Here is a 1,402-nt window from a genome sequence, read left to right as displayed (position 1 = left end):
TCTTGTTCTCCTTCTGTGAATACGAATTCTTGTCCGCAATCTTTGCATACTAATGTTCTATCTGCCATTGTATATTCCTCCTTAAAATTAAAGATTTTACGTTGATTAATATATATTCTCTAATTTGTATTAGGAGAAATCTATCTTTCTTTGTAAACCTTTTTTAAATTATGTATTTATTATATCATAAGTATATAGTTTAATGCAAGTACTTTAAAGTAAAATTTTATATTTACTTTTTCTTTGTAGAGTTACTACTTTAAATTAATTTTTTACTCTTTATACAAATTGAAATAAATAATAGTTTAAACTCAAAATATTTATGTAAAAACAAAAGCTATAAGATTACTCTTATAGCTTTTTATGAAAATATTAATTATCTTCTGTTTTGTTGTTTTCTTGCTCTTCTGCAATCTGCACATCTTACAGGATCATTATCGAATCCTTTTTCTTTGTAGAATTCTTGTTCTCCTTCTGTGAATACGAATTCTTGTCCGCAATCTTTGCATACTAATGTTCTATCTGCCATTGTATATTCCTCCTTAAAATTAAAGATTTTACGTTGATTAATATATATTCTCTAATTTTTATTAGGAGAAATCTATCTTTCTTTGTAAACCTTTTTTAAATTATGTGTTTATTATACCATATGAACATATATTAATGCAAGCATTTTATTTTTATATTTTGTATTATAGTTTTTTAAATTCAAAATTTAGACAACATCTTTATTAAATGATTATGCTAAAGTTGCAAGTTATTTCTATTTTCATACTTGAAATTAATTAAGAAATAATAAGCACTAATGAAGAGCATTTAAACTATTTTTATAATTTTTTTTAAAAATAAAAGCTATAAGATTACTCTTATAGCTTTCTATGAAAATATTTAATTATCTTCTATTTTGTTGTTTTCTTGCTCTTCTGCAATCTGGGCATCTTACAGGATCGTTATCAAATCCTTTTTCTTTGTAGAATTCTTGTTCTCCTTCTGTGAATATGAATTCTTTACCGCAATCTTTGCATACTATTGTTCTATCTGCCATTGTATATTCCTCCTTAAAATTAAAGATTTCTGTTGATTAATATATATTCTCTAATTTATATTAGGAGAAATGTATTCATCTACGTAAACCTTTTTTTAATTTAAATTGATTATATCATATTTTTAAATTAATTCAAGTATTTATATTCAGTTTTTAAAATTTTTTTCAATAATTATTTATTTAATAATAAAAACAAAAGCTATAAGATTATTCTTATAGCTTTTTATGAAAATATTTAATTATCTTCTGTTTTGTTGTTTTCTTGCTCTTCTGCAATCTGCACATCTTACAGGATCGTTATCGAATCCTTTTTCTTTGTAGAATTCTTGTTCTCCTTCTGTGAATACGAATTCTTTA

The 1,402-nt window shown here is 23.4% G+C and carries 4 protein-coding genes; all 4 read right to left on the bottom strand.

Going from position 1 to position 1,402, the window contains the following annotated elements:
• On the bottom strand, nucleotides 1-68 hold a 68-nt coding region (locus tag AC07E4_RS09305), incomplete at its 3' end, for a zinc-ribbon domain containing protein (protein ID WP_478216217.1).
• A 308-nt stretch (nucleotides 69-376) separates the two neighbouring features.
• Nucleotides 377-529 (bottom strand): zinc-ribbon domain-containing protein, encoded by a 153-nt coding sequence (locus AC07E4_RS09300; RefSeq protein ID WP_040327330.1) that lies wholly within the window; start codon nucleotides 527-529, stop codon nucleotides 377-379.
• A 363-nt stretch (nucleotides 530-892) separates the two neighbouring features.
• Complete coding sequence (locus AC07E4_RS09295; protein WP_040327332.1) at nucleotides 893-1,045, bottom strand: zinc-ribbon domain-containing protein; 153 nt, start codon at nucleotides 1,043-1,045, stop codon at nucleotides 893-895.
• 239 nt (nucleotides 1,046-1,284) lie between these two features.
• A partial coding sequence (locus AC07E4_RS09290) for a zinc-ribbon domain containing protein (RefSeq protein ID WP_478216216.1) occupies nucleotides 1,285-1,402 on the bottom strand: 118 nt, incomplete at its 5' end.

The organism is Clostridium amazonense, from assembly GCF_056431285.1.
Note: the sequence above shows the minus strand (reverse complement) of the source record. Positions and strands in the feature narration are given on the sequence as shown.

Bases quoted from the DNA above. Each gene is read 5' to 3' on its own strand.
- AC07E4_RS09300 (WP_040327330.1), bottom strand. From the start codon at position 529: ATGGCAGATAGAACATTAGTATGCAAAGATTGCGGACAAGAATTCGTA.
- AC07E4_RS09295 (WP_040327332.1), bottom strand. From the start codon at position 1,045: ATGGCAGATAGAACAATAGTATGCAAAGATTGCGGTAAAGAATTCATA.